The organism is Hahella chejuensis KCTC 2396 (assembly GCF_000012985.1).
In the GTDB taxonomy this organism is placed as follows: domain Bacteria; phylum Pseudomonadota; class Gammaproteobacteria; order Pseudomonadales; family Oleiphilaceae; genus Hahella; species Hahella chejuensis.
In genome coordinates, this window is sequence record NC_007645.1 from 2,241,124 (window position 1) to 2,260,000 (window position 18,877).

The window sequence follows — 18,877 nt, forward strand, 5'->3', positions numbered from 1 at the left end:
AATTGTGCAAGGGTATAAATACTCCACGGCCTTTATACAGTATTAACACTTTGATTGTAGGCCAGATACGAAGTTCCAACTAGTATCTATTCATCACCAATTGTAAGCCTTTGCAATGACGGACAATCAACAGCGAATTCAGTCTGCATATGCTGGAAATGCCGATGAAGCTTTACACACACCTAGTTTCTAGAGTTAATGCTGGGTTGCAAAAAAGCAAATGACAATCTATTCATAATGGCCGCTAATTGCCCAAGGTGTGAAGGGACGCTCAGGATGGTCGCTAGAAGCAGTGTTGACATGGGCGGACTGACTGAGTAGTGAGAGCCTGGGCTAATAGGGGGAAGGGCGTCTGCGGCCTAATATTGCTCCAAACGAAAATGCCTCACCTTCGAGCGAAGAATAAGACTTCGCCGGAAGATGTGACAAAACGTTACAGCCAGAACGCTGGGTGGATTAGACGCTACTCAAAAATAGCGCCTTTCTCCGCCAGCGATACGAGTAAGGCCGGAGGTGTGAAGCGTTCGCCATGACGTTCGCGCAGATAATTGGCGCGCTCGACGAACTGACGCAAGCCATATTGATTGGCGTACTGAATTGCGCCTCCTGTCCAGGGCGCGAAGCCCAGGCCAAAGATACTGCCAATGTTGGCGTCCTTAACCGAACGCAAAACGTTTTCTTCCAGGCAGCGCATGGTTTCCAACGATTGAATGAACAGCAAGCGATCCTTAAGCTCTTGCAGGTCCGTATTTTGAGTCTTCGTCATGTCAGTGTACTTTTCCACCAGCTGTGGCCAAAGGTGTTTGGCGCCTTGTGGGGGGTACTCATAAAAGCCCGCTCCGGCGGCTTTACCCTTGCGCTCAAACTCGCTCACCATTGCGTCAATCACTTGCTCCGCAGGATGGGGCGACCATTTCCCTCCACCCGCTTCAACGTCCTTGCGGGATTGGTCTCTGATATGAGTTATCAGCGTCAGGCTGACTTCGTCTGACAGAGCAAGCGGTCCGACCGGCATCCCTGCAAGCTGTGCGGCGTTTTCGATAGCGGCGGGGTGGATGCCTTCCGCCAGCATGGCCACGCCCTCGTTGACGAATGTGCCAAAGACGCGGGAGGTGAAAAAGCCCCTGCTGTCGTTCACGACGATGGGAACCTTGCCGATTTGCATGACAAAATCAAAAGCCTTGGCCAGGCTCTCCTGTGAGGTGGACTCTCCAACAATGATTTCCACTAACTGCATCTTGTCCACCGGGGAAAAGAAGTGCAGCCCGATAAACTTCGCCGGGTCACTGGAAGCCTGAGCGAGTTGTGTGATGGGGATGGTGGAAGTGTTAGAGGCGAAAACGCCCTCTGGACGCAACATCGGCTCACTTTCCTGGGTCACCTTGGCCTTTAATTCGCTATTTTCAAATACGGCTTCAATAATAAGGTCGCAACCTTCCATTAAGCTGATGTTTGCTGTGGGCGTAATGCGGTCGAGAACGTCTTGCTTTTGGGACTCTGTCATACGTCCCTGACTGACCTTTTTGCCAAGAATTTTATCTGAGTAGGCTTTGCCTTTTTCTGCGGAGGCCTGCTCGACGTCTTTAAGCACGACTTGCAGTCCTCTTTGCGCACAGGCGTAGGCGATGCCTGAGCCCATCATGCCTGCGCCAAGTACGCCGACTTTGCTCATTTTGTGCGTTGGAATGTCTTTCGGACGACTTTGTCCTGCTTTTAAATCATTTAATTGGAACCAGAAGGTTCCAATCATGTTCTTCGCCACTTGGCTGGTGGTGAGATAAGTAAAGTAGCGGGATTCTATTTTTTGAGCGGTGTCGAAGTCTACCTGTGCGCCTTCTACGGCGGCGGACAGGATTGCCTCCGGAGCGGGGTAGCAGCCTTTGGTTTTGGCTTTCAGCATAGCGGGAGCAATCGCCAGCATCTGTGCCACCTTGGGGCTGCTGGGCGAGCCGCCGGGAATTTTATAGCCCTTTGTATCCCAGGGTTGTTGGGGAGACGGGTTGGCTTTTATCCAAGCTCTTGCGGCATGAATAAGCCCCTCCTGGTTTTCGGCTAGTTCATGCAGCAGTCCCATCGATAAAGCTTTCTGTGGGGACAGCTTCTTTCCTTCCAGTAGAAGGGGAAGCGCTTTCTCCAGCCCCAGATATCTGGGCAGACGGGCGACGCCGCCTCCGCCGGGCAATAATCCCAGCGTTACCTCTGGCAAACCCAGTTCAATTCGTTCGTCCGCCAGAGCGATACGGGCATGGCAGGCCAGCGCCAGCTCCCAGCCCCCGCCCAGAGCGGTTCCATTGATGGCCGCGACGACCGGCCGCCCCAACAATTCCAGTTGGCGTAGAGGTTGGGTTATGCTGGTTGTCAGCATGTCCAGAAACTCCTGGGCATGTTCTTTATTTACCTGGATCAGCTCTCTCAGGTCGCCGCCGGCGAAGAAGGTCTTCTTGGCGGAAGTAATAATGACGCCTGCTATGTGGTCTTTGTCTTGTTGCAGTCGTTGCAGGATGTCGCGAAAAGCTTTGCGGAACTCCGCGTTCATTGTATTGGCGCTTTGGCCGGGCATGTCCATGGTCAGAAGGACGATGTTTTCTTGGTCTTTTTCGTAGCGTATGGCAGTCATGTCATCTCTCGCTTGTCATTGTCCGGTAGTAATATCGACGCGCAGTTCAGAGTCGTTCGATGATGGTGGCGATGCCCATGCCTCCGCCTACGCAGAGAGTGGCCAGACCATATCGCAGTTGACGGCGCTCCAATTCGTCCAGCAATGAACCAAGAATCATGGCGCCTGTCGCGCCAAGAGGATGTCCCATGGCGATGGCTCCGCCGTTTACATTGACCTTGTCGTCAGGGACGCCCATTTCTCTTTGGAACTTAAGGACAACCGCGGCGAAAGCCTCGTTCACCTCAAACAGATCAATATCTGATACGGACAATCCAGCCTTTTGCAACGCTTTACGGGTAGCGGGGGCGGGTCCGGTCAGCATTATCGTGGGATCTGAGCCAGTGACCGCTGTAGCTATGATGCGAGCGCGGGGCTTCAAGCCCAGTTCATCCCCTTTTTGCTTTGAGCCGATCAAGAGCGCCGCTGCGCCGTCGACAATGCCGGAGGAGTTACCGGGAGTGTGAATATGGTTTATGCGCTCAATAAAGGGATATTTCTCTTTCGGTACAAAGTCGAATCCCATCTCTCCCATCATCTGGAAGGATGGCTTCAGTTGCGATAAGCCCTCTAGTGAGGTTTCTGGGCGAATCAGTTCGTCTTCTTCCAGCAGGATAAGGCCGTTTTGATCTGTCACCGGGACGATGGATTTCTTGAATATCCCCTGACTTCTCGCCTCCGAGGCTTTACGTTGGGAGTTCACTGCGAACTCATCTACCTGAGTGCGGGAGAATCCTTCTATCGTAGCGATCAGATCGGCGCTGACACCCTGAGGAATGAAATGGGTGCGTAGGTTGGTCGCAGGGTCCAGCGCCCAGGCGCCGCCATCGCTGCCCATAGGGACCCGGGACATGGACTCGACGCCGCCCGCAACCACCAGATCCTCCCATCCGGAACGGATCTTCATTGCAGCAAGGTTCACCGCTTCCAAGCCCGATGCGCAAAAGCGACTTAGCGTGACGCCCGCCGCCTCATTGCTCCAGCCTGCGACCAAGGCGGCGGTTTTAGCGATGTCCGCTCCCTGATCGCCGACGGGAGTGACGCATCCCATAACGATATCGTCCACTTGTTGAGTATCAAGCTGATTGCGTTGCTGCAGGGCGCTCAATACCCCTGCCAGCAGGTTGACGGGTTTTACTTCATAAAGGGCCCCGTCTTTCTTGCCCCGACCACGCGGTGTGCGAACACTGTCATAGATGAACGCGTCTGTGTCCATGAGTCGTACCTTCTTGTTTTATTGAACGCTGATGACCTTATTAACCTTATGCGAGGGCCCTTTGCGGAGAAATGACAGGAACAAACAACCCCATTGGCGAAAACATACAGTTTTCTCATGCTTGCGGGCCTGCAATGGCGGGGCGAATGGTCTGGTCTATTATTAATTCGGAGCGAGGGTCAAAAACGAGTCGTGGCTATTCGCTGTAATCTGATTGCAGGTGTGAGATGAAAAAGGGGTATAGGAGGCGCTATGTCTATTCTCGACAATGTTTATAACTATTATGAAAAGTTAGTGTTGGAAGAGCTGGCCAAACAGATGGAAGGGCAGGAGCCTGATGAGGATTTTCTGACGGACGCCGTTTGTGTTGCGCTAAACCACTTACCCGCCCGTTATTTTCGGCACGGCGTGGATATGGCGTTCTACCTTTCTTCAGACGAGTTCTTGAAGATGCAGGAGGAGGTCGTTGGCGCGGTGGCCAAAGCGGTGACCTACGTAAAAGAAGGGCATCGAGACTAAGTATTGTTGAGGTTGAGCTATAAAAATTCGCCGTAGCCCTCCGCCGCAAAGGTCAGGCGGCGGCGAGGCTTTAACTTAAACACGACGAATTAATCGCGAGGAGGATGTGGTTGTAATTTGGCGACAATGCCTTCCAGAGCTGTACGCAAGCGTTTATCCAGGTTTTGCGCGGCGTCATTGTCTTCTGTTTTGGCGGTCGACCACTGCAGAACGATCTGCTCAAACTTGCTGATAGGGCTTTCCAACGGCGTGGATTGCTGCATGCCGGCAGTGAGTCGCTCTACCTGCAGTTGCATACGGCGAGTCTTTTCCTCCGCAGGGCTTTCCATTTCCGCCAGAATTTCCGCAGTCAGAACAAGGTCGCGGGCTTCGTCCAGCGAAATTTCGTTCAGACTTCCCGTCTGGGCAAACTGAGACAGCGCGTTTTCAAGCTGGGTTTTATGTGGCGCTTGCAGCTCGTCTAGTTCGGTCGGCCACTCAACGCTTTGAGCTTCTGTCAGGGTCCGAATGTGCGCGCCGTTATCAAGGATACCGCTCCAATAATGTATATAAGATGATCTGGCGCGCTGCTCCAAGGCTTTGCGACAGGTTCTGACGGCGTTTTTGAAGCGGCTGTGCAGCTCTTTACCATGGTCGCCCAGGTGGCCCAAGTCACTGAAAGCCTCAGTTAGCGACGCCAGAGCGCTTTCCGTGCTGTCGTCAGGATGTTCCGCCAGGGCAATGGCGGCGGTCACTAACTCTTCCGCTCTCTGCACGTTATGTTGCTGTTCTTCGTGATGTTTTTGGCGGGTCTCGTTCAGGCGGCCGAATATTTGGTCGCAAGCCCTGCGGAACTCGCTCCAAAGGCGTCGATCCTCGCGATGATCGGTAATCCCCGCCGATTGCCATTCTTTCTGCAACGCTTTGGCTTGATGTGTGGCGGTGCGAATGTCTTCCTCGGCGATCAAGGCTTCCGCGCGTTTAACAATATCAGCCTTAATTGCCTGGTTGCGCGCTTTCTCGCCGCTAAGCCGTTCATCCAGAGATTTCAACAGCTCGTTGAAATGCTTTTGCGCTTGCTTGCCATGTTGCGGGTCAACCGGGTAGTACTGGCGCCATTCCTCCCGCGCCTTGCGGTTGATCTTGTCCACCATTTTCCAGTCTGGCGCATCCCAATCTGCAGACTCGATGAAGCTGCGTAATTGATGAACAATTTCCTGACGCTTATTGAGGTTGACCTCTTTGAGTTTTTCTTCCTCGCTGAAAAACTCTCGACATGGCTCATAGGCTTTTTCGGACGCATCGCGGAAGCGGTTCCACAGCGATTGATCGGAAGAACCTCCAAGGGTGCGCCATTCTTTCTGTAATTCTCGAATTCGCTGAGCCTTAAGGTGCGGCTCCAAGTGTTGATCGGCTAGGTGCTCCATGCGTTCGCACAGCTCTTCCTGTTTGGGGCGGGTCGCGAACCCCTGCCAGTCTTTCAAGTCCTCCAGACGCTTCTGCTCCAGTCGGAAACGGGCGGTAAGGTCGTGCGCGATCTTGGCGGGAAGACGCTCCAGGGTGCGCGCGATGTCCTTATTTAACTTCAGGGCGCGTTTGACGGAGCCTTCATCAATCGCATCGCTCAACTGTTGAATATTTTTCTGTACGTCTTGCTTTAAGCGCTTCTGGTCCTGGACATGCTGGGCTTGAATGGTGTGAATTTCGCCCATGAGTTCCGCTGCTTTGGACAAAAGCGCAGGTCTTTGGTAGCCGGATGGCCATTCAACCTCGTCCACCACTTGCCGGATTTTTTTCAGAGTATGGCGGCTTTCTTTTGATTCGCTGTCGCCTTTCTCCTTAAATTCCTCCGCCTGTTGGATAGTTGCGTCCAGCTCCCCGTGCAGGTTGCTGAGCCTGTGCAGACAGGAATAGTAGTGGCGAATTTCGCCCATCGCTGCTTGATAACGCTTTTGCTCATGTTTGCTGACTTTGTGATCGCGAGTCGCTTCCAACCAGCGATTTTCCTGGGTCTTTATCAGCGCGTCCAGGGCGGATAACTCGCTGGGCGTGCTCAGGGGCGCCGCCTGTAATTTCTCAATGGTGTTTTCCAGCTCAGAGCAGGTAGCGTCGCGCTCAGACTGCAGCTCCTGCGTTTGCGCTTCCTCGTGGGCCGTGGCCTTGGCTTCGTCCTCCATCGCTTTGGCTCTGGCGCGGCAAGTGTCCAGTGCGACCTGGATGCGTTGCTGCAAGTCGACGAAGCGCGCGGGCGTCAACGTTTGAAGCGTACGCTCCAGGGCATGCAGTTTTTCTGGATAGTAGCGCGTGACATCGGTCTTTGCGTGATTCTCGAGCGTGAGGCAAAAAGCTTCTACTTCCTGGTGCGCGGCGGCTTCTTGCTTCTCTTGATCTTTTTCCTGTTTCAACTTGCCTTTGACTAACTGAAACAGGCCTTTGTCTTTGGTTTTCGCCACTTTGGCGAGGCGCTCCAGGGCGCTTGGCTCCTGGATGTGATCCGCCGCCTTCATGCGGACCTTGCTGAGGTGGTGCTCGGTGGCGATTTTCTCCAGCATCGGGGAATTATTATCGGCTAGCGCCTGTAAAAATGCAGGGAGCTGGGTTTCCTCGTTTATCGCGCCGAGAATAGTGAACAGCAATTCATCGGAAGCGTGTTTAAGATTTTGGGCGACAAAGCTGTCGAAATTGCTGGATGCGCCTTGTACGAGAGACTGCAGGCGCGCCTTGGAGGCATCCCGAACGACTTTATCTTTGTCGTTGGTGAATGTAAGCAGGTCTTCGATTTTTATCACTTTTTTCAGCGCCGCCTGGCGCACTTCGGCTTCGGAGTCTTTTGCGATAACCTGTTCGAGGATGCTGCGCTGCTCTGGTATATTCCAATCAAGTTCGTTGATCGCGTCCAACCTTGTTTGCGGGTTGTTACTTTGCCACTTGGGCTTGAATAGCTTGTTTAGCAGGGTCGGCATGAAAGGTTCCTGAAAGTTCAATTATCGGGCCTTGAGTTCTTGCGGAAAGACTACTGGCGGCGTACTGCGTCGCTGCGGACGTGCGATCTGGTCACCATTCGCGCTATGCTCATTCGCGCGACAGCATAGTCTACTCTCGTTGTTGGCGTCTCGAAAGGGTCGGGTGTAAATCCGCCGCCTCAGTAAGTCGCCAGACTGTTTGCATACTGATCAATATGTTTAAGGTTTAATTATGGACGCTTCCGCCAACCCTGATTTTGAAAAAATAAAACAGGCGCTTTTGGCAAAATCGTTAAGATTGCTCGCCCGCCGGGAATATGCTGAGCGTGAACTTCGGCGCAAACTTGAGGCGGGGGGCGCAGAGGCGGAAGCCGTGGAGGCTGTGATTGCACACTTGATTGAGAACAATTGGCTGAGTGATTTCCGGTATGCGGAGATTTTGGTCCGCCACAGAGCAGGGCAGGGTTATGGCCCAGTAAGAATTTCAGCGGAGTTGAAGCAGCAGGGAGTGGAGGCGGATATGATCAGAGGGGCGTTCTCAGAGTCTGGCGTGGACTGGTTTGAGCGGGCTGCGGCTGTCTTGCGGAAGCGTTTTCGAGAGAAACCGGAGTCTCCTTCTGAGTTGCAGAAGCAGAAACGTTACCTGCTACAACGGGGTTTTAATTTTGATGAAATCAATGAAGCGGTGAAATACGAGGCGGATGAGTTTTAAGGGTGGCGGAGAGAAGATAGCTACAGCATGGGTGGAGTGACGCGGAACGGGGCGGGGATAGCGGGCGTTTCTTCCGTTGTCCCGTCGGCGCCGGTCGTTGGCGCGTCTTCATTCTGCGCGACGCTGCCGTCTTCCGCACTGGGCTGAGTCATCCAGACCAGGACGTCATAGTAGCGACGAATATTCTGCACATAATGCACCGGCTCCCAGCCGCGAGCGTATCCGTAGCGTGTCTTCACATACCATTTCTTTTGCTGTAACAACGGCAACGCCTGTTTGACGTCAATCCATTTGTCCTGATCCAGGCCCTGCGCTTTCGCCAGTGCGCGAGCGTCTTCCAGGTGTCCAAGTCCGACATTGTATGCGGCCAGCGCCATCCAGGTGCGGTCCGGCTCTGTAATACGCTCGGAGATACGCTGCTTGATGCGGCTGAAATAGCCTGCGCCACCGAAGATGCTTTGCTCAGGGTTTAGCCGGTTTTTAACGTTCATCTCCTTGGCGGTAGGCAGCGTCAGCATCATCAAGCCCCTGACTCCGGTAGGAGAGGTGGCGTATGGACGCCAGTGGGACTCTTGGTAGCCGATGGAAGCCAGCAGCCGCCAGTCGACTTCAAATTTTTCCGCGGCCTGTTTAAATGTTGGCTCAAACTTTGGCAGCCTGTCCTTGATGTGGCTGATATAAGTGCGGGCGCCCACATAGTTCAACTGATTTACGTGGCCGAAGTAGCGCTCCTGCAGGTAGATCAGGGTCCCATCGTCTTTGATTTGCTTGATGAACTCGTCCGCTTTCTGAATGAGGGACATGTCTTCGCCTGGAGGGAAAATCCAGCTGATCTGTAACGGTTCCATTAAAGAAAAAGCTTCCCGCGCGCGAGGGAACATGGCTTTGTGAATTTCATATTCCCGGGAGTTGACAATAGCGTATTCGTACTCTCCCTCTTCAATCAGGCGCATGATTTCGGACGTTTCCATGTCCGCCGCCTCCAGCCAGTCCATATCGGGAAGGCGAGAGTCTTTAACCTGTCGCAGGAATTCCGCTTGCGCCGTTTGCGCGGGAATAATCAATTTGCCCCCGATCAGATCGTCGAGCTGCTTCGGTTTGGCGCTGCCGTTTCGATACAACACCAAAGGCTGAATTTCCAGGTATTCGGAACTGAAGCGGAGGCTGGGACTTTGCGCGGAGGCAGCCAGGCGACTCAAACCGACGGCGGCCAGGTTTGTGTAGTTCTGCTCCAGGACGGTATAGGCTTCGTCAAGATCGTTGGCGACCCGAAGTCGCAACTCGACGCCGAGATATTCCGAGAACTTTTTCGCTAGTTCATATTCAAACCCGGCGGGGCCGTCCCTGTCTTCATAATAAGTAGTGGGGGCGTTGCGGGTGATAACGTGGAGAGCTCCCTCTTGCTCGATCTTCTCCAGCGTAGTAGGGCGGCTGCATGCGCTCAGGTTGGCGATAAGCGCTGCTGCAGTCAGCGTCTGAACGCTGCTCTTAATGATTCTGTTCAGGAAACGTCCTGTTCGCCATGAATGAGTGCAGGCTGAAGCAAGCAATATCAGTTCCGGTTTTAAGCAAAGGGGTCAATACTTAACAGTAACAAATCAAGTTGCAAGTTAACTGTAGTTAAACTGTGAAAAATCTTGTCAATTTATGTACAAAGCGTCGCCGCCCCGGATTTACCCGCAAGCTACGCCGCGCATACGGCGAAGCCTCTTAAAAGTGGCTCAATGGCTTGATATCTATTATCATTAGCGCCTCTTTTTTCCAGCCTAGAGGCCATCAGTCAGAGATATGTTTGAACTCCGTGGCGCACCAGCCCTCTCCCCATTTCGGCGCGAAAAACTACTCAAAAATATCCAGGAACAGGCTCCTGAAGTCCAGTCAGTGTATGCCGAGTACATGCACTTCGTTGATCTGGAAGGAGACCTTTCCGCAGAGCAACGCACTGTTCTGGATCGCTTGCTTCAATACGGGCCGCAAGGGCAGAGTGAGATGCCAAGCGGCACTCTGTTTCTGGTTGTTCCCCGACCCGGCACGATTTCTCCATGGTCGAGTAAAGCGACGGATATCGCACACAACTGCGGACTGACGGCGATTCGCCGTATTGAAAGAGGCGTGGCCTATCATGTTGGCAGCTCAGAGCAATTGAGCAGCGAACGCCGCGCTGCGATCGCGGCGATATTGCACGATCGCATGACGCAATCGGTGTTTCATGAAATTGCGGGAGCTGAGCTGTTATTCGCTCATGCTGAGCCCAAGCCGATGACGACCGTCGATATCCTCGCTGATGGCCGTGACGCGTTGGCGGAGGCTAACCGCTCAATGGGGCTGGCGCTGGCGGAAGACGAGATCGATTATCTCACCAGCGCATTCACTGAGCTGGGACGCAACCCGACGGATGTAGAACTAATGATGTTCGCTCAGGCGAACTCGGAACACTGTCGCCATAAAATCTTTAACGCGACATGGGAAATTGATGGCGAAGTCCAGTCGCACTCGCTGTTTGGCATGATCCGCAACACCTACGAGCAGGGCGGCCAAGACGTACTCTCCGCGTATTGCGATAACGCAGCAGTGATCAAAGGTGGCCAGGGCGGGCGTTTCTTCCCTGATCATCGCACTAAGATTTATGGATATAACGTTGAAGATATTCATATTCTTATGAAGGTGGAGACGCATAACCATCCTACGGCTATTTCTCCGTTCGCCGGCGCTTCCACGGGCTCTGGTGGGGAAATTCGCGATGAAGGCGCCACCGGCATTGGCGCAAAACCCAAAGCAGGCCTGACCGGTTTTACCGTCTCCAACCTTAATATCCCTGGCTATAAGCAGCCCTGGGAAGGCGATTACGGCAAGCCGGAGCGCATTGTTTCCGCATTACAAATTATGCTGGACGGCCCGATTGGCGGCGCTGCGTTTAACAATGAATTTGGCCGGCCGGCGCTGTGCGGATACTTCCGCACCTATGAAGAGCAAGTGCCTGGCGTAAACGGTCTTGAATGGCGCGGTTACCATAAGCCGATCATGATCGCTGGCGGCATGGGCAACATTCGCGCTTCCCATGTGGAAAAGAAAGATATTTCCGTAGACGCCAAGCTGATCGTGTTGGGCGGCCCTGCAATGTTGATCGGTCTGGGTGGTGGAGCAGCGTCCTCCATGGATAGCGGCGCTGGCCAGGAAGATCTCGATTTCGCCTCTGTACAACGGGATAACCCGGAAATGGAGAGACGCTGCCAGGAAGTGATCGATCGCTGCTGGCAGTTGGGAGATGACAACCCGATTCTGTTTATTCATGACGTTGGCGCGGGCGGCTTGTCCAACGCATTGCCTGAGTTGGTGAAAGATGGCGGTCGCGGCGGTTTGTTTGAACTGCGTGACGTGCCTAACGATGAGCCCGGCATGTCGCCTCTGGAAATCTGGTGTAACGAGTCTCAAGAGCGTTACGTCATGGCGGTTGCCGAACAGGATATGGAGCTGTTTGACCAGCTCTGTCGGCGCGAACGTTGCCCTTATGCAGTTGTAGGCTCGGCGACGGAAGAGTTGAAGATTCAAGTCTCTGACGAGTACTTCGCTAACAGTCCGGTAGATCTTCCCATGTCGGTTCTGTTTGGTAAGCCGCCCAAAATGCACCGTACTATTGAGCGAAAGAGTTTCACCAAGCCCATTTTTGATTCCACTACCTTGGACCTTAAAGAAGCGGCGGAGAGAATTCTCCGGTTGCCCAGTGTTGCGTCGAAGAGTTTCCTGATCACCATCGGCGACCGCTCTGTGACGGGAATGGTTTCCAGAGACCAGATGGTAGGCCCATGGCAGGCGCCGGTTTCCGATGTGGCGGTGACTACCGCAAGCTTTGACACCTACCGTGGCGAAGCCATGGCGATGGGAGAAAGGACGCCGATTGCATTGATTGATCCTCCTTCATCTGGCCGCATGGCGGTAGGTGAAGCTATTACTAACCTCGCCGCTGCGAAAATAGAGAAGCTGTCAGACATTAAACTGTCTGCGAACTGGATGGCCGCTGCCGGGCATCCAGGCGAAGACGAAGCCTTGTTTGAAACGGTTAAAGCCGTTGGTATGGAGTTGTGCCCCGAGTTGGGCATCACCATTCCTGTAGGCAAAGACTCCATGTCCATGAAGACGGTCTGGGAGGAGGGCGAGAAGCAGAAGTCCGTGACCGCGCCTCTGTCTCTGATTATCAGTGGGTTCGCGCCAGTTGAGGACGTGCGTAAGACATTGACGCCGCAGATGGATCTGTCTACGCCATCCAAGCTGCTGCTTATAGACCTGGGTTCAGGCAAGAATCGTCTGGGCGGTTCGGCCTTGGCGCAGGTTTATCGTTCCGTCGGCGCTGTAGCCCCTGATTTGGACAACCCTGAAGAGCTGGCGGCTTTCTTCGCGTGTATCCAGAAGCTGAACAACGAAGGCAAACTTAAAGCTTATCATGACCGCTCAGACGGCGGTGTGTTCACTACCTTATGTGAAATGGCGTTCGCTAGCCGCTGTGGCATGACTATTTGCTTTGACGGTTTGGTGAAAGATCGCACTCATATTGCCCGAGAGCTGTTTAATGAAGAGCTTGGCGCTGTAGTGCAGGTATCCGAAGAGCATGTTGACGAGGTGAAGACCTGTTTTGCTGACGCAGGATTGGCGGATCATGTCGTCGTGTTGGGTGAGCCTCATGCGGATCAGTCAGTCAAATTTCAGCATGAAGGGCAAACCGTTCTTGGTTACAGTCGTGGGGCGCTGCAAAAAATCTGGGCCGAGACCAGTTACCGTATGCAGTCCATGCGGGACAACAGCGAGTGTGCGGCCGAAGAATTTGCAGCCATTGACGACGACAACGATCCGGGCTTGAGCGCCAAGCTTACTTACGATGTCAACGAAGATATCGCAGCTCCTTTTATTAATCGTGGCGCTAAGCCAAAAATTGTGGTGTTGCGGGAGCAAGGCGTTAATAGCCAGGCGGAAATGGCCGCTGCGTTCGATAGAGCGGGTTTCAGTGCGGTTGACGTGCATATGAGCGATATTCTGTCCGGCGCAGTTTCTCTAAGTCAGTTCAAAGCCTTGGCGGCGTGCGGTGGATTCTCGTTTGGCGACGTGTTGGGCGCTGGCGAAGGGTGGGCTAAATCCATTCTGTTTAATGCCCGTGCAAGAGATCAGTTCGAGGCGTTCTTCCATCGCAAAGACACCTTCGCACTGGGGGTTTGTAACGGCTGCCAGATGATTTCAAACCTGAAGGAGTTGATTCCTGGCGCAGACGCCTGGCCGCGTTTCGTGCGTAACCGCTCTGAACAGTATGAAGCCCGTGTTGCGATGGTGGAAGTGCTGGACTCGCCTTCCATACTGCTCCAGGGAATGGCTGGATCAATGATGCCTATCGCGGTGGCGCACGGCGAGGGATTGGCGGAAGTAGGTCCAGAAGGCGCAGCGGCTCTGATGGCGCAGAAAAATGTGGCGCTACGCTTTGTTGATAACTATGGGCGCCCTACCATGTCGCACCCGTTTAACCCTAACGGCTCTCCTTTGGGTATTACTTCAGTGTGTAATGATGATGGCCGTATTACCGTGATGATGCCGCATCCAGAGAGGGTGTTTCGCGCAGTTGCTAACTCCTGGCGTCCTTCCGCTTGGAGTGAAGATGGCGCATGGATGAGAATGTTCCGCAATGCAAGGGTGTGGCTGGGTTAATCCCAGTCTCCCATGGTGATGTCTAAGGGCGGATACATTTGTCTCCGCCCTTCTCCGACGCTGTATCTAGTCATTTTCCGGGCTCTGCGTCACGCTAGATAAAAAATCTCCATTTTTCTTTTCAAGGGCTCAAATTAGGCTATGCTTTTTTGCGCCATTATTTTTTGTCAGAAAAGGTAACAAAGTGTACGTCATCCCTGGTTGCAAAACTTGATGTGCTCAAAAAATGCTCGTGCGAATTGCCGGGCTTGCCTGAAAAACCCTCTCGCCGTCTAAAAATAACGCCATTTTGTTTGCGTTGTTTCTGTTTATTCACATCAGAAATATCTATGTCAAGTAGCATCTAAAAATATTTCAAAGATGTTGTGGGATCAGCGTTGACAAATATAACTTATTGATAAATATTGGTATTTTTGTCCTGTTTAATTCATCGCCAATTTGTCCCGGGCATAGGCCCTATGGGCGATTTGGGGGGAAGTTAAGTATTTATCCCCAAAGTTATCCACAGAATCTGTGGAGAACTCTGGTTTTTCAGTCTGGGCAGTAATTTAGTGGCTGCCTGTGGATAAAATTTAAACTGTAATGGAGGAAAAATGTATAAATTAAGCTTTTTTGTTCCTGAATCGCATATCGAGGAAGTTAAGGAGGCGGTCTTTGTTGCGGGGGGAGGGAAGATAGGCGATTACGATCGCTGCAGCTGGCAGACAAAAGGCGTTGGACAGTTTCGCCCTCTAGATGGCAGTTCTCCATTTTTGGGCAATGTCGGTGAAGTTGAGCGGGTGGAGGAATACAAAGTGGAGTTGGTGGTTGAGGATGCTTTGATCGCGTCGGTGGTGGCGGCGATGAAGCTGGCCCACCCATACGAGGAGCCGGCATACGACGTATACCGGCTGGAAAACTTTTGATTGAGCCTTATGGCTGGCGCTAAAGGCAAGAAGGAAGGTCAGCCCTCAGGAATGCCAGTGTGGATATCTTTCACATGTACAGGGAATGAGTTGTTTTTACGATCTTGGAAATACTGCTGTAGCGTTATTTTTACCGTAGGAAATGCGATTTCATCCCAAGGGATGTCGCTCTCCGAAAACAATTGTACGTCGAGGCTTTCCTCACCAGCGGCGAACTCCCCATTGATTACATTGGCCAAGTAAAAAATATGCACCTGACCAATATGAGGGACGCTGATCATCGTGTACAAGCCGTCAAGGTCGACACGCGCTTGCGCCTCCTCCCATGTTTCTCGCATAGCGGCTTCCGACGTGGTTTCCTGCATCTCCATAAATCCGGCGGGTAAAGTCCAGAAGCCTAATCTGGGCTCGATAGCGCGTTTGCAAAGCAAAATTCGGTCGCCATAAACGGGGAGCGTGCCCGCAACGATTTTGGGATTGATGTAATGGATAGCCTGGCAGTGGCCGCATACATGTCTCGGCCGGTTATCTCCTGAGGGAATCTTATGCTCGACGGGTTGGCCGCATTGGCTGCAATACTTCATGGTCAGATGAACATTCTCATGGGTTGTCTTTTTATTAGCCGAAAATAAGCGTTCGCAATAATGGCGCTCTTTCTGAGCGCCGCGCCTCATATTGCACCATACATTACCCAGAACTTGTATGGTATCTTTCCTTGTTTCCCCTCATTCAGTCGTTTGTCATGCTTGATAAAATCATCACTACCTTGTCTTCCAATCAACCACGGCGCTTCCCTAGCGACTTTCCGGAAGCTGCGGTCTTAGTGCCGATCACCAGAGAGGAATGTCCTCAGATTATTCTGACCAAACGCGCTGAACATATGAAGACCCATAGCGGGCAGGTGGCGTTTCCAGGTGGGATGCGAGACCCTTCAGATCAGAACTTGCGGGACACTGCGCTGCGAGAGACGTTTGAGGAAGTGGGCGTATCGCCTGAAAAGATAGAAGTGGTTGGTAGTCTTAATCAAGTTGTGTCCCGCCATGGCATTGCTGTTACGCCCTATGTCGGGATCGTTGATCCTGAGATTGAGCTGATCCCAGACCCAGGCGAGTTGCACAGCGTATTTAAAGCGCCGGTGAGCTTCTTTTTGGAAAATGAGCCTGATCGTCTGGATAAAATCAACTTTGAACAGTATCGATTACAAGTGCCTTGCTGGTATTACGGCGATTATGAAATCTGGGGCGTTTCCGCAATCATATTGATGGACTTTTTCAGAGTTTCCTTTAATCGAAGAATTGGCAGTTTTACTGAGGGTAGGGGTTGAATACGTATGAGGTTTAATTTAGGCGAAGATCTGGCTGAAATATCAGAGAATGGAAGCTTTGTAGCGCCGAATGCGGCGGTCATAGGGCGAGTAGTCATGCGCCCTCAGTCCAGTGTTTGGTTTGGCGCGGTGATCCGAGCGGATAACGATCAAATAACCATTGGTCCAAAATCGAACGTTCAGGACTGCGCAGTATTGCACACCGACTCTGGTTGTCCCATTGTGCTGGGAGAGGGGGTGACGGTAGGGCATCACGCCATGCTGCACGGATGTGACGTGGGCGACTATAGTCTGATCGGCATTAATGCCGTTGTGCTTAACGGCGCCAAAATCGGACGCTTTTGTATCATTGGCGCTAATGCATTGATACCCGAAGGCGTTGAGATCCCTGATGGTAGTTTGGTTATCGGCTCTCCGGGAAGGGTGAAGCGCGAATTGAGCGAAGAAGAAAGAAAGCAGCTTATTAATAGCGCTGAACACTACGTAGAAAACGCCCTAAAATACGCGCGCACTTTGCAGCCCGCCTAGTGTTGTATGTTTATGAAAGAGAATACGAATCAAATGGATGGTGAGCGAATTGTGCGTTCGCCATGCGTCAGTATCTGCGCTTTGGATGACGACGACATATGTATTGGTTGCCATCGCAGTGTTGAGGAGATAGCTGCTTGGTCTCGCATGAGTAACGAACAGCGCATGGATGTGTTGAAAAAAGTGGCTGACAGAGAACGCAAGTCTGTCATTTAAGTTGCTTAATAATGAATAGGAGCAAAAGGCTATGGTAAGAATTGGTACTCCGCTGACGGATGTGGCGACGCGTGCAATGCTTTTAGGAAGCGGGGAGTTGGGAAAAGAAGTGGCGATTGAGCTGCAGCGGTTTGGTGTGGAAGTCATCGCAGTGGATCGCTATTCAAACGCTCCAGCAATGCAGGTGGCTCACCGCGCCCATGTCATCGACATGCTCGATCCTAAACAGCTACGGGCGTTAATTGAGCTTGAGCGCCCCGATTTTATTATTCCTGAAATTGAGGCGATTGCGACTGCTGAGCTCCTTGAATTGGAGCGAAGCGGTTTCAATGTCGTACCCTCTGCCCGCGCAGCCAACTTGACCATGAATCGAGAAGGAATCCGTCGATTGGCGGCTGAGGAGTTGGGGTTGAGCACGTCTCCTTATGCATTCGCCGCCGACTTTGAGTCTTTTCGAGATGCTGTGAGTTCGATTGGCGTTCCTTGTGTCGTCAAGCCAATTATGAGTTCGTCAGGAAAAGGTCAAAGCGTTATACATAGCGACGGCGATGTCGAGCGCGCTTGGCGATACGCTCAAGAAGGCGGTCGAGCGGGTCAGGGCAAAGTTATCGTAGAGGGATTCGTAGACTTCGATTATGAGGTTACGCTTTTAACTTTACGACATGCTGGAGGGACTTCCTTTTGTGATCCTATTGGTCATTTGCAAGTTGATGGTGACTACCGGGTAAGCTGGCAGCCTCATCCTATGAGTGCTATAGCATTGGGCGCTGCGCAGGATATTGCTGAAAAAGTGACGGTGGCTCTGGGCGGATGTGGGATTTTTGGCGTGGAGCTCTTCGTAAAAGGAGATGAGGTTTACTTTAGTGAAGTGTCTCCACGGCCGCATGACACAGGGCTGGTTACTTTGGTTTCACAGAACCTGTCGGAGTTTGCGCTGCATGCGCGGGCTTTGCTAGGCCTGCCCGTTCCACTTATTAAGCAAACAGGGGCGTCTGCTTCGGTGGCGCTGTTAGTGGAGGGAGATTCGTCCCGTGTCTGCTTTTCATCTCTTGAGGCTGCGCTGTGTCATCCAGAAGTACAGTTGAGACTGTTCGGTAAACCGGAAGTTCATGGTAAACGTCGAATGGGCGTGGTTTTGGCTCAGTCTGAGAATTTAGATGAGGCGAGGAAGCTTGCGCAGAAAGCGGTGGACAGCATTGTCGTTGAGCTTGGGCCAGATATAAAACAAGAGTGAACTTGTAAAATAAAAAGAGCGTGCTTTACTTATAAATTGCTCCTCAGGAACTTTTTAAATAAAAGTTAAAAAATGGAGTTGACGTGAAAGAGTAGGTGCGTATAATGCGCCCCACTTCGACGGGGAAGCCGTTCGGAAGGGAGGGAGAAGCGGATTCGAGAGAGTCAGCGGCGCTAAAAAGGAGTTGACACTGAAGATTGAAAGTGTAGAATGCGCGCCTCGGTCGGAGAGAGTCTCCGAAAGAGAAAGTTCTTTAAAAAGTTAATCAAGCAATTTGTTGTGGGCGCTAACTGAGGCGGATCTGGAAAAGATTAAGTCTTAAGTTAGTGACTCGTACAGTTCATGGGTGAGCAATCACTCAAGAGTACAGTAGTTTTAACTTGAGCAAGATTAAGAATCTTACTGATTCACACTCTTTAAACTGAAGAGTTTGATCATGGCTCAGATTGAACGCTGGCGGCAGGCTTAACACATGCAAGTCGAGCGGTAACAGTCCTTCGGGAGCTGACGAGCGGCGGACGGGTGAGTAAAGCATAGGAATCTGCCTGTTAGAGGGGGATAGCCCGGGGAAACTCGGATTAATACCGCATACGCCCTACGGGGGAAAGCAGGGGATCTTCGGACCTTGCGCTAACAGATGAGCCTATGTCGGATTAGCTAGTTGGTAGGGTAAGAGCCTACCAAGGCGACGATCCGTAACTGGTCTGAGAGGATGATCAGTCACACTGGAACTGAGACACGGTCCAGACTCCTACGGGAGGCAGCAGTGGGGAATATTGGACAATGGGGGCAACCCTGATCCAGCCATGCCGCGTGTGTGAAGAAGGCCTTCGGGTTGTAAAGCACTTTCAGTGGGGAGGAAAGGGCAGTTGCTAATATCAGCTGCAGTTGACGTTACCCACAGAAGAAGCACCGGCAAACTCCGTGCCAGCAGCCGCGG

At 52.4% G+C, this 18,877-nt stretch carries 13 protein-coding genes and 1 rRNA gene (1 of these 14 cut by a window edge); 9 read left to right on the top strand and 5 right to left on the bottom strand.

What is annotated here, in order from left to right; translation table 11 throughout:
- Nucleotides 1–463: 463 nt before the first annotated feature.
- Together HCH_RS09945 and HCH_RS09950 are read right to left on the bottom strand one after the other, a co-directional pair.
- On the bottom strand, nt 464–2,617 hold the full coding sequence (locus HCH_RS09945; RefSeq protein WP_011396083.1) for a 3-hydroxyacyl-CoA dehydrogenase NAD-binding domain-containing protein: 2,154 nt from the start codon (nt 2,615–2,617) through the stop codon (nt 464–466).
- A gap of 46 nt (nt 2,618–2,663) precedes the next feature.
- Nucleotides 2,664–3,872 (bottom strand): acetyl-CoA C-acetyltransferase, encoded by a 1,209-nt coding sequence (locus HCH_RS09950; protein ID WP_011396084.1) that lies wholly within the window; start codon nt 3,870–3,872, stop codon nt 2,664–2,666.
- Between the two features lie 252 nt (nt 3,873–4,124).
- Here HCH_RS09950 and HCH_RS09955 point away from each other — a divergent pair, with 252 nt between their 5' ends.
- The gene (locus HCH_RS09955) at nt 4,125–4,391 is read left to right on the top strand and encodes a late competence development ComFB family protein (RefSeq protein ID WP_011396085.1); all 267 of its coding nucleotides are present in this window, start codon (nt 4,125–4,127) and stop codon (nt 4,389–4,391) included.
- Nucleotides 4,392–4,480: 89 nt separating this feature from the next.
- Here HCH_RS09955 and HCH_RS09960 read toward each other — a convergent pair whose 3' ends face one another.
- Nucleotides 4,481–7,333: a DUF349 domain-containing protein gene (locus HCH_RS09960; RefSeq protein ID WP_011396086.1), complete on the bottom strand. Its 2,853-nt coding sequence runs from the start codon at nt 7,331–7,333 to the stop codon at nt 4,481–4,483.
- 232 nt (nt 7,334–7,565) lie between these two features.
- On the opposite strand from HCH_RS09960, the gene HCH_RS09965 reads away from it, so the two are divergent.
- Nucleotides 7,566–8,045 (top strand): regulatory protein RecX, encoded by a 480-nt coding sequence (locus HCH_RS09965; protein ID WP_011396087.1) that lies wholly within the window; start codon nt 7,566–7,568, stop codon nt 8,043–8,045.
- 20 nt (nt 8,046–8,065) lie between these two features.
- Here HCH_RS09965 and mltF read toward each other — a convergent pair whose 3' ends face one another.
- Complete coding sequence (gene mltF, locus HCH_RS09970; protein WP_011396088.1) at nt 8,066–9,595, bottom strand: membrane-bound lytic murein transglycosylase MltF; 1,530 nt, start codon at nt 9,593–9,595, stop codon at nt 8,066–8,068.
- Between the two features lie 238 nt (nt 9,596–9,833).
- Between mltF and purL the strand changes: the two genes are divergently transcribed.
- Both purL and HCH_RS09980 read left to right on the top strand, forming a co-directional pair.
- On the top strand, nt 9,834–13,730 hold the full coding sequence (gene purL, locus HCH_RS09975) for a phosphoribosylformylglycinamidine synthase (RefSeq protein WP_011396089.1): 3,897 nt from the start codon (nt 9,834–9,836) through the stop codon (nt 13,728–13,730).
- A 593-nt stretch (nt 13,731–14,323) separates the two neighbouring features.
- A complete protein-coding gene (locus HCH_RS09980) occupies nt 14,324–14,635 on the top strand; it encodes a Nif3-like dinuclear metal center hexameric protein (protein ID WP_011396091.1) in 312 nt (103 codons plus the stop codon).
- A gap of 38 nt (nt 14,636–14,673) precedes the next feature.
- On the opposite strand, the gene HCH_RS09985 is transcribed toward HCH_RS09980, so the two are convergent.
- Nucleotides 14,674–15,219, bottom strand: a complete 546-nt coding sequence (locus HCH_RS09985; RefSeq protein ID WP_041599414.1) for an NUDIX hydrolase — start codon at nt 15,217–15,219, stop codon at nt 14,674–14,676.
- A 158-nt stretch (nt 15,220–15,377) separates the two neighbouring features.
- Between HCH_RS09985 and HCH_RS09990 the strand changes: the two genes are divergently transcribed.
- The 5 genes from HCH_RS09990 to HCH_RS10005 all read left to right on the top strand — a co-directional run.
- Nucleotides 15,378–15,959, top strand: coding sequence for a CoA pyrophosphatase (locus HCH_RS09990; RefSeq protein WP_011396093.1), 582 nt, complete (start codon nt 15,378–15,380; stop codon nt 15,957–15,959).
- 6 nt (nt 15,960–15,965) lie between these two features.
- Nucleotides 15,966–16,487: a gamma carbonic anhydrase family protein gene (locus tag HCH_RS09995; protein ID WP_011396094.1), complete on the top strand. Its 522-nt coding sequence runs from the start codon at nt 15,966–15,968 to the stop codon at nt 16,485–16,487.
- Nucleotides 16,488–16,520: 33 nt separating this feature from the next.
- The gene (locus HCH_RS33030; protein WP_083769745.1) at nt 16,521–16,703 is read left to right on the top strand and encodes a DUF1289 domain-containing protein; all 183 of its coding nucleotides are present in this window, start codon (nt 16,521–16,523) and stop codon (nt 16,701–16,703) included.
- 31 nt (nt 16,704–16,734) lie between these two features.
- Nucleotides 16,735–17,937: a formate-dependent phosphoribosylglycinamide formyltransferase gene (gene purT, locus HCH_RS10000; protein ID WP_011396096.1), complete on the top strand. Its 1,203-nt coding sequence runs from the start codon at nt 16,735–16,737 to the stop codon at nt 17,935–17,937.
- Nucleotides 17,938–18,355: 418 nt separating this feature from the next.
- A 16S ribosomal RNA gene (locus tag HCH_RS10005) occupies nt 18,356–18,877 on the top strand (it continues 1,013 nt past the right edge of the window).

Coding starts and splice junctions, on each gene's coding strand:
- HCH_RS09945 (WP_011396083.1), bottom strand. CDS start 2,617: ATGACTGCCATACGCTACGAAAAAGACCAAGAAAACATCGTCCTTCTG.
- HCH_RS09950 (WP_011396084.1), bottom strand. CDS start 3,872: ATGGACACAGACGCGTTCATCTATGACAGTGTTCGCACACCGCGTGGT.
- HCH_RS09955 (WP_011396085.1), top strand. CDS start 4,125: ATGTCTATTCTCGACAATGTTTATAACTATTATGAAAAGTTAGTGTTG.
- HCH_RS09960 (WP_011396086.1), bottom strand. CDS start 7,333: ATGCCGACCCTGCTAAACAAGCTATTCAAGCCCAAGTGGCAAAGTAAC.
- HCH_RS09965 (WP_011396087.1), top strand. CDS start 7,566: ATGGACGCTTCCGCCAACCCTGATTTTGAAAAAATAAAACAGGCGCTT.
- purL (WP_011396089.1), top strand. CDS start 9,834: ATGTTTGAACTCCGTGGCGCACCAGCCCTCTCCCCATTTCGGCGCGAA.
- HCH_RS09980 (WP_011396091.1), top strand. CDS start 14,324: ATGTATAAATTAAGCTTTTTTGTTCCTGAATCGCATATCGAGGAAGTT.
- HCH_RS09985 (WP_041599414.1), bottom strand. CDS start 15,219: ATGAAGTATTGCAGCCAATGCGGCCAACCCGTCGAGCATAAGATTCCC.
- HCH_RS09990 (WP_011396093.1), top strand. CDS start 15,378: ATGCTTGATAAAATCATCACTACCTTGTCTTCCAATCAACCACGGCGC.
- HCH_RS09995 (WP_011396094.1), top strand. CDS start 15,966: ATGAGGTTTAATTTAGGCGAAGATCTGGCTGAAATATCAGAGAATGGA.
- HCH_RS33030 (WP_083769745.1), top strand. CDS start 16,521: ATGGATGGTGAGCGAATTGTGCGTTCGCCATGCGTCAGTATCTGCGCT.
- purT (WP_011396096.1), top strand. CDS start 16,735: ATGGTAAGAATTGGTACTCCGCTGACGGATGTGGCGACGCGTGCAATG.